At 72.2% G+C, this 8,307-nt stretch carries 7 protein-coding genes; 3 read left to right on the plus strand and 4 right to left on the minus strand.

The window, feature by feature from the left end; all coding sequences use genetic code 11:
• Positions 1-137 precede the first annotated feature (137 nt).
• From ABZ193_RS42495 to ABZ193_RS42510, 4 genes are all read right to left on the minus strand, one after another.
• Positions 138-950 (minus strand): FAD binding domain-containing protein, encoded by an 813-nt coding sequence (locus ABZ193_RS42495; RefSeq protein WP_354714469.1) that lies wholly within the window; start codon positions 948-950, stop codon positions 138-140.
• Positions 947-1,417, minus strand: a complete 471-nt coding sequence (locus tag ABZ193_RS42500; protein ID WP_017983258.1) for a (2Fe-2S)-binding protein — start codon at positions 1,415-1,417, stop codon at positions 947-949. Before ABZ193_RS42500 ends, ABZ193_RS42495 begins: the two co-directional genes overlap by 4 nt.
• A gap of 1 nt (position 1,418) precedes the next feature.
• On the minus strand, positions 1,419-3,659 hold the full coding sequence (locus ABZ193_RS42505; RefSeq protein ID WP_354714471.1) for a xanthine dehydrogenase family protein molybdopterin-binding subunit: 2,241 nt from the start codon (positions 3,657-3,659) through the stop codon (positions 1,419-1,421).
• Positions 3,660-4,025: 366 nt separating this feature from the next.
• Positions 4,026-4,976 carry a helix-turn-helix domain-containing protein gene (locus ABZ193_RS42510; protein ID WP_354714473.1) on the minus strand — a complete coding sequence of 317 codons (951 nt, stop codon included), beginning with the start codon at positions 4,974-4,976 and terminating at the stop codon, positions 4,026-4,028.
• Positions 4,977-5,099: 123 nt separating this feature from the next.
• Between ABZ193_RS42510 and ABZ193_RS42515 the strand changes: the two genes are divergently transcribed.
• From ABZ193_RS42515 to ABZ193_RS42525, 3 genes are read left to right on the plus strand one after another with little or no spacing between them, the layout of a single operon-like run.
• Positions 5,100-6,053: a VOC family protein gene (locus ABZ193_RS42515; RefSeq protein ID WP_020422719.1), complete on the plus strand. Its 954-nt coding sequence runs from the start codon at positions 5,100-5,102 to the stop codon at positions 6,051-6,053.
• Between the two features lies 1 nt (position 6,054).
• Positions 6,055-7,035, plus strand: coding sequence for an alpha/beta fold hydrolase (locus ABZ193_RS42520; RefSeq protein ID WP_354714475.1), 981 nt, complete (start codon positions 6,055-6,057; stop codon positions 7,033-7,035).
• Positions 7,032-8,201, plus strand: a complete 1,170-nt coding sequence (locus ABZ193_RS42525) for an acyl-CoA dehydrogenase (RefSeq protein WP_354714477.1) — start codon at positions 7,032-7,034, stop codon at positions 8,199-8,201. Before ABZ193_RS42520 ends, ABZ193_RS42525 begins: the two co-directional genes overlap by 4 nt.
• The last annotated feature ends 106 nt before the right edge of the window (positions 8,202-8,307 follow it).

Genomic DNA, 8,307 nt, shown 5'->3' on the forward strand with positions numbered 1-8,307 from the left:
TCCCCCCGCCCCCCCCCCCCTATCCCCCCCCGCCCCCTCAACCCCTCTCCCCCCCCCCGCCCCCGTACCGCTACCGCCCGCGGGGGGGGGGGGGGGGGGGGGGGGGGGGGGGGCCCCGCCCGCCCCCCCCCCCTGGCTCAACGACCGGCGGACACCAGCGCCCGCTCGGTCAGCACCCGCGCCAGGTGCTGCCGGTACTCGGCCGTCGCGTGGGCCTCGTCGGCCGGGGAGGTGCCCTCCGCGGCCAGCGCGGCGGCCTCGGCGGCGGACGCGCCGTCGGCCAGGGCCGCCTCGGTCGCCGTGGCGCGCAGCGGGGTGCCGCCCATGTTGATCAGCGACACGGCGCTCCCGGCGACGACGACTCCGACGATCGCCCAGTCGATCGACCGCCGCGTGAACTTCTCGAACGCCCACGCGGCGCCGTTCTGCACCGGGATCCGCACCTCGGTCAGCAGCTCCTCCGGCGCGAGCGGCGTCTCGAACGGCCCCTGGAAGAACTCGGCCGCCGGAATCCGTCGCTCGCCGTCCGGGCCGCGCGCGACCAGCACCCCGTCCACGGCGAGGACCGCCGCGGGCAGGTCGGCGGCCGGGTCGGCGTGGACCAGCGAGCCGCCGATCGTGCCGCGGTGGCGCACCTGCTGGTCCCCCACCTCGCCCGCGACGTGCGCGAGCAGCGGCGCGTGCTCGGCCAGCACCGGGTCGTGGTGCAGGTCGTGGTAGCGCGACATCGCGCCGATCGCGATCTCGCCGCCCTCAGCCCGCACGTACCGCAGCTCGTCGAGCGGGCCGATGTCGACGACCACCTCGGGCGCGGCGAAGCGCAGTTTCATCAGCGGCAGCAGGGACTGCCCGCCCGCCAGCAGCTTGGCGTCGTCACCGTGCTCGGCGACCACCGCGAGCGCTTCGTCCACAGAGGACACCCGCCGGTAGGTGAACTGGGCCGGGATCACCGCTGGACCTCCTGCCCGGACGCGTTCATCACCGCGTTGACGATGTTGTGGTAACCCGTGCAGCGGCACAGGTTCCCCTCCAGCCCCGCGCGCACCTCCTGGCGCGTCGGCTTCGGGTTGTGGTCCAGCAGCGACACCGACGCCATGATCATCCCGGGCGTGCAGAAACCGCACTGCAGGCCGTGTTCCTCGCGGAACGCGCGCTGCACCGGGTGCAGGTCGCCGTCCTCGCCGTGCAGACCCTCCAGCGTGGTGACCGAGTGCCCGTCGGCCTGCGCGGCCAGCACGGTGCACGACTTCACGGACTCGCCGTCGAGCAGCACCGTGCACGCGCCGCAGGAGGTGGTGTCGCAGCCGATGTTCGTCGCCGTCAGCCCGGCCTGCTCGCGCACGAAGTGGACCAGGAGGGTGCGGTCCTCGACCTCCTCGGAGACCGTCGTGCCGTTGATCTCGATCGAGACCTTCACTTCAGTTCGCCTTCCTCGCGTCGGTGAGAGCCTGCCAGACCCGCAGCGGGGTGGTGGGCATGTCGAGATGGCGCACGCCCAGGTGGGACAGCGCGTCGACCACCGCGTTGTGCACCGCCGGGGTCGCGCCGATCGTCGCGGCCTCGCCGATCCCCTTGACGCCCAGCAGGTTCCGCGTCGTGGGCGTCTCGGAGTCGACCAGCTCGAAGTCGGGCAGCTCGGTCGCGGTGATGAACGAGTAGTCCGCCAGCGTGGCGGTGGTCGGGTTGCCGTCGGCGTCGTAGTTCATGACCTCCAGCAGCGCCTGCGCCGCGCCCTGGCCGAGCCCGCCGTGCCGCTGACCCTGGAAGGCGAGCGGGTTGACGATCGGGCCCGCGTCGTCGCACGCGATGATCCGCTTCAGCTCGACCTTCCCGGTGAGCGTGTCGACCTCGACGACGGCGAGGTGCGCGCCGAACGGGAACGTCGGGGTGCCGTCGCCGAACCACACGTCGGCGGTCAGGTCGGCCTGCTCGGCCACCTGCGCCCAGGTCACTGAACCGCTCGCGGGCGCGCCGCGCACCTGGAAGGCGCCGTCGGCGAGCTCGATGTCGTCCGGGCTGGCCTCCAGCCGGTCGGCCGCGAGCGCGCGGGCCTGCTCGATGACCTGGTCGGCGGCCTGGCGCAGCGCGGATCCGCCCAGCTGCAGCGATCGCGACCCGAAGGTGCCGATGGCCCGCGGCACCTCGTCGGTGTCGCCGTGCCGGATGCTGATCTTCTCGATGGGCACGCCGAGCTGGTCGGACAGCAGCATCGCCAGCGTGGTGTCCAGGCCCTGGCCGTGCGGCGAGGCGCCGGTCCACGCGGTGACCGAGCCGTCCGGGTTGATGTGCACCTTGCCCGCCTCGCCCGCCCGGTCGTTGCCGGTGACCTCGACGTAGGCGGACAGGCCGAGCCCGAGCACGACCGGGTCGCCCGCCTCGCGGCGGCGGGCCTGCTCGGCGCGCAGCTGCTCGTACCCGCCGGCTTCGAGGACCTTGTCCAGGACCTTCGCGTACTCGCCGGTGTCGTAGTTCGCGCCGGTCGGCGACTGGTACGGGAACTCGTCCGGGCGGATGAAGTTCACCCGGCGCACCTCCGCCGGGTCCATGCCGATCTCGGCGGCGAACAGGTCCATGGCGCGCTCGATGGCGGCCGCCGCCTCGGGCCGCCCGGCGCCGCGGTACGCCGCGATCGGCGTGGTGTTGGTGACGACGGCCCGGCTGCCCGTCTCCACCTTCGGGAAGTGGTAGACGCCGGTGCCCATCAGCTCGGTCAGCGTGGGCAGGAACATCGTGCGCGGGTAGGCGCCCGCGTCCTGCACGACCTCCAGCCGGAACGCGAGCACGGTGCCGTCGCGGCGGCCACCGATGGTGACAGTGTTCTGCTGCGCCCGGCCGTGCGTCATCGCGACCAGGTTCTCGCTGCGGGTCTCCACCCAGCGGATCGGGCGGCCGGCCCGCTTCGAGGCCCAGCCCAGCACGACGGACTCGGGGTCGGTGCCGATCTTCGCGCCGAACCCGCCGCCGACGTCCGGCGTGATGACCCGGACGTTCGCCGACTCGACGCCGAGGCCCTTCGCGACGGTGGAGCGGGAGATCTGCGCGTTCTGCGTGGACAGCCACAACGTCAGGCGGCCGTCCTCGCCCCACGCGCAAGCCGCGCCGCGCACCTCCAGCGGTGCCGGGGCGACGCGCTGGTTGAGGATCGTCTCGGTGACCACGACCTCGCACTCGTCGAAGGCCGTGTCGTCGAACTCGCCGCCGGTGGTCTGCAGCAGGTTCGTGCCCTGGTCCGGGAACAACACGGTCTCGTCGCTGAGCGCGCTGTCGATGCTCGCCACCACGTCCAGCGGGTCGTAGTCGATGTCGACGAGTTCGGCGGCGTCCGCGAGCTGGTAGCGCTCCTCGGTGAGCACGAGCGCGACGGGCTCGCCGACGTAGCGGACCACGCCGTCGGCGAGCCACGGTTCGACGACCGGGCCCGCCTTGTGCGGGGCGAGATCGATGTCGGCGGCCGTGTAGACCGCGACGACCCCGGGCGCCTCCAGCGCGGCCGAGGTGTCGATCGAGGCGATGCGGGCGTGCGCGATCGGGCTGCGCACGAACATCGCGTGCACCGCGCCGGTCAGCGCCTCCACCCGTAGATCCTCGACGTAGGTCCCGCCCTGCGTGATCAGCTGCTGGTCCTCGATGCGGACCACCCTGGTGCCGACGATGCTCAAAACTGGCCTCCCACTACGGATACTTCGCGATCATGCCTCCTGGCGCGGCGGAAGTCACCCTCGGGTTCGCCCCGCGGAAGACGGCGATGGCAGAATTTTGCCGAACACGTGCGGTTCTGCCACTCGTGCCGGGGGCGCGGCTGGAGCACGCTCCAGGTGTGGGAAAGCTGAGCCGAATCTTCGCCGGGCTACGGGAGTTCGCTGCCACGCAGATCGAGCTCATCGAGCGCCGGGACCTGGAAAACCGGCCGTGGGAAGAGGAGTTCCTGCACTGGTCCGCGGACGGGCACCTGCACGGGGCAGTCGTGCCGCCACGCGGGCGCCACAGCACGTCCCGCTCCGGCTGGTGCCCCGGGCTCCACCGCGCTAGCGCAGGCCCGCCAGCGACTCCGCGCGGAACTCCGCGGGGGTGCGGCCCGTCTCGCGCTTGAAGACCTGGCCGAAGTGGGACGCGCCCTTGAACCCCCAGCGCGCGGCGATCGCGGCGACCGGCGTCGCGGCCAGCCGCGGGTCGGCCAGGTCGCGGCGGCAGCACTCGACACGGCGGGCGCGGATCCACGACGACACCGTGAACCCGGTGCCCGCGAACAGGTTGTGCAGGTGCCGGGGCGAGATGTAGTGCGCGGCGGCGACCGCGTTCGGGCCCAGGGCCGGGTCGCCCAGGTGCGCGTCGATCCACTCGCGCACCTGCTCCAGCAGCACCTCGCGCCGTCCGGGCAGCAAGCGCGTGCCGTGCAGCATCACGGTCACCAGGTCCATCACCGTGCGCACCGCGCGCGGGCCGTGCGGGCCCAGGGACTCCACGTTCCGGTTGAGGCTGAGCAGCATGCCCCACACGGTCGACGGCAGCCCGGGCTCGCACTCGAAGGCGGTCGCGGTGATCCCGGGCGGCGGCGCGGGCAGGTACCGCTTGGGGAACCGGATGCAGGTGGAGCGGTAGTCGTCGCTGGAGACGATCGCGGCGGGCTTCGCGGAGTCGTAGATGGCGAATTGCCCCGGCTTCAGGACCGCGGTCCGCCCGTCCTGCGCCAGGCGCAACTGCCCGGACAGCTGCAGGGTCATCACGTAGAAGTCCTGCTCGTCCGGCGAGATCGTGGCCGCGTCCCGGTAGGCGGCGTGCCGCCCGCTCTCCATGTCGACGAAGTTGACGTCGGCGAGCGGGCGGTTGCGGACGATGCCGGCGAACGCGCGCGGGCGCTCGCAGTCGAAGTGGAACCGCAGCACGCTGCGCTCCACCTGGTGCGTCCACGAGCCGAACTCGACCTTCGGCCCGGAGGCCGGGGGCGCCACGGCCACCACGTCCGCGAGTGACGTCATCGTCATCCCCACCGGTTGTGCGCGCATTCGACAGCGGTGTGCGCCCATCGTTCATGACGGGCGCCGTCCGCCGAATCTACCGTTGCGGCACCACCGCGGAAAACCTCAGTGTGGAGGCGTTTCATGGCGTTCGTCGAAGGTTCCCACCACGTCACGTTGTCCGTCGCGGGCGCTCAGGAGGACGTGGACTTCCACGTCAAGGTGCTGGGCATGCGCCTGATCAAGCGCACCGTCCTGTTCGACGGCTCCCTGCCGATCTACCACCTCTACTACTCCAACGCCGCGGGCGACCCCAGCAGTGTGGTCACCACGTTCCCGTGGGCGCAGGCCGGGTTCTACGGCAAACGCGGCACGAACCAGGCGCGCGAGGTGCTGCTGTCGGTGCCGCACGATTCGCTGGACTTCTGGCACCGGCGCCTGACCGAGCACGACGTCGAGGTGGACAACGTCGAGGTGTTCGGGCAGCGGCGGCTGGCGTTCCGGCACCCGTCCGGCATCGAGTACGTCTTCGTCGGCAACACCGGTGACGACCGCGTCGGGCACGCGGGCTACGGCGTGCCACCCGAGTGCGCGATCCACGGGATCCACGGCGTGGGCATCCACGTCGCGACGCCGGACCGGATGGTCGAGTTCGCCGAGGAATCGTTCTTCTCCCAGGGCCGTCTCGCCGAGGAGGGCGACCGCGCGGCGCTGCAGATCGGCAACGCCAAGTACGGCAACCACCTCGAGCTGACGGTCAACCGCACCGACGACCAGGGCACCTGGGGCTACGGCGCCGGCACCTACCACCACTTCGCGTGGAACGTCGGCAACCTGCGCAACCAGGACGAGGTCAAGTTCGACATCGAAGGCCGCGGCTACACCGACATCTCGGAGCTGAAGGACCGCAAGTACTTCAAGAGCGTGTACGTCCGCACGCCCGGCGGCGCGTTGTTCGAGCTGGCCGTGACGCACCCCGAAGGCGGCTGGACGTGCGACGAGTCGCCGAAGGAGCTGGGCACGCGGTTCCAGCTGCCCGAGCAGTTCGAGCACCGCCGCGAGGAGATCCTCGCCCGGCTCGAGCCGATCGAGATCTGACGTGACCGCACCACATGTGACCGGCGGTCACGAGATCACCGTGCGCCGCGGGCAGTTCTGGATCCCGGGCGAGCGGGTGGCGGCCGGCGGCGTGACCGTGCAGCGGGCGCCGATGTTCGTGCAGTGGGAGGCGCCGCCTGAGGTGACCCGGCCGTACCCGCTGGTGCTGGTGCACGGCGGCGGCGGGCAGGGCACCGACTGGACCGGCACCCCGGACGGGCGGCCGGGCTGGGCGACGCGCTTCGTGGAGGCCGGGTTCGCCGTGTACGTGGTGGACCGGTGCGGTCACGGGCGTTCGCCGTACCACCCGGACGTGGTGGCGCCGATGGGCGCGCCGTTCCCGTACGAGGCGGCGCGGGCGTTGTTCCTGCCCGAGGAGCGGCGCGGCGAGCAGGTCCAGTGGACTTACGGTGAGGCGGAGGTCGACCAACTGCTGTGCCCGATGAGCCCGTTGCCCGCGGACCTGGCGGAGTCGCAGCGGATGGACGCCGACCGGCTGGGCCGGTTGCTGGACCTCACCGGTCCCGCGGTGCTGGTGACCCACTCCGCGGGCGGTCCGGTCGGGTGGCTCGCGGCGGACGCGCGACCGGATGCGGTGGTGGCGATCGTGGCGGTCGAACCGGTCGGGCCGGCTTTCGCCGAGATCCCCGGGATGGGTTCGCTGGACTGGGGGCTGACCACGGCGCCGATCACCTACGACCCGCCGGTTTCCGGCCCGGCCGAGGTGCGGGCGGGAATGCGGATCCCGGCGCTGGCGGGCAAACCCGTCGTGGTCGTGACCGGTGGCGCGTCGGCGTTCGCGGACTTCGCGCCGCAGCTCGTGGACTTCCTGCGCGACGCGGGCGCTCTCGCCGTGCGGCTGCACCTGCCCGACCACGGCGTCAAGGGCAACGGGCACGGACTGATCTTCGAAGCCAATTCCGACGAGACGGTGCGGCCGGTCATCGACTGGATCCGCGGACTGGAGGGGACGGACGCATGAGCCTGCACGTCAGCGACGAGTTCGACGGGTTGATGGCGCGCCTGGACGAGGCCGCGCCGGTGCTCGCCGCGAACGCCGAGAAGGGCGAGGAACTGGGGCGGCTCACCGACGAGGTCGCGCAGGTGCTGCACGAGACGGGGGCGCTGAAGATCGGCATCCCGCGGGACCTGGGCGGGTACGAGTTCTCGCCGCGACAGGTCATCGAGACGATCGCGAAGATCGCCTACTCGGACGCCTCCGCCGGGTGGTCGTTCATGGCGTTGCAGATGGTCACCGGCACCACGGCCGCCTACCTCGGTGACGAGGCCGCGGCGGAGTTGTTCCCGGACGTGCCGGGCAACCGGTACGCGCTGATGGCGGGACAGGGCACGCGGCTGGGCGCGGCGCGGCGGGTCGACGGCGGGTACGTGATCAACGGGCAGTGGAGCTTCGCGTCCGGGATCTCGATGGCCACCCACATCCACACGGCGGCGCTGTGCGAGGAGACGGGGCAGGCGCTGATCTTCACGTTCCCCAAGGAGCAGGCGACGCTCGTCGACAACTGGGACGTGATGGGCCTGAAGGCGACCAGCAGCATCGACTACGTGTGCGAGGACGTGTTCGTCCCGTCGACGCACGTGTACGAGATCACCACGATGGCGGCCCGGCACGGCGGCGCGATCTACCGCATGGGCCTGGCGAACATGGCCGGCGTGTGCCACACCGGCTGGGCGCTCGGGGTGGGGCGCCGGATGCTCGACGAGATGCGGGCGCTGGCCGCGCGGAAGTCCGGAACGCCGGGCGCGTCGGTCGACACCGGGCAGTTCCACGCGGAGTACGCGCAGGCGGAGGCGGCGCTGCGCTCGGCACGGGCGTGGGCGATGGAGGTGTGGGAGGCCAACGAGGCGACGCTGGACGGTGGTTCGCTGCTGACCACGGAGCAGGAGACGCTCACCCGGCTGATGCTGAACAACACGACGTGGTCGGTGCACGCGGCGGGCCAGACGGTGTACAAGTGGGCGGCCACGGCGGCGCTGCGCAGGGGCGACCTGCAGCGCTTCTTCAGGGACCTCCACGCGGGGACGCAGCACATCACGTCGGGGCCCGTCGTGCTGCAGAACTGCGGCCGCTGGATGGCCGGCCTGGCGCCGGAGGCGCACTGGGAGTTCCTGGAACTGAAGGGCTGAGGGCAGCGCGACAGCGCGACAGCGCGACAGCGCGACAGCGCGACAGCGCGACAGCGCGACAGCGCGACAGCGCGACAGCGCGACAGCGCGACAGCGCGACAGCGCG

It is taken from the genome of Amycolatopsis sp. NPDC006125, assembly GCF_040614195.1.
GTDB classification, from domain to species: Bacteria; Actinomycetota; Actinomycetes; order Mycobacteriales; family Pseudonocardiaceae; genus Amycolatopsis_E; species Amycolatopsis_E tucumanensis.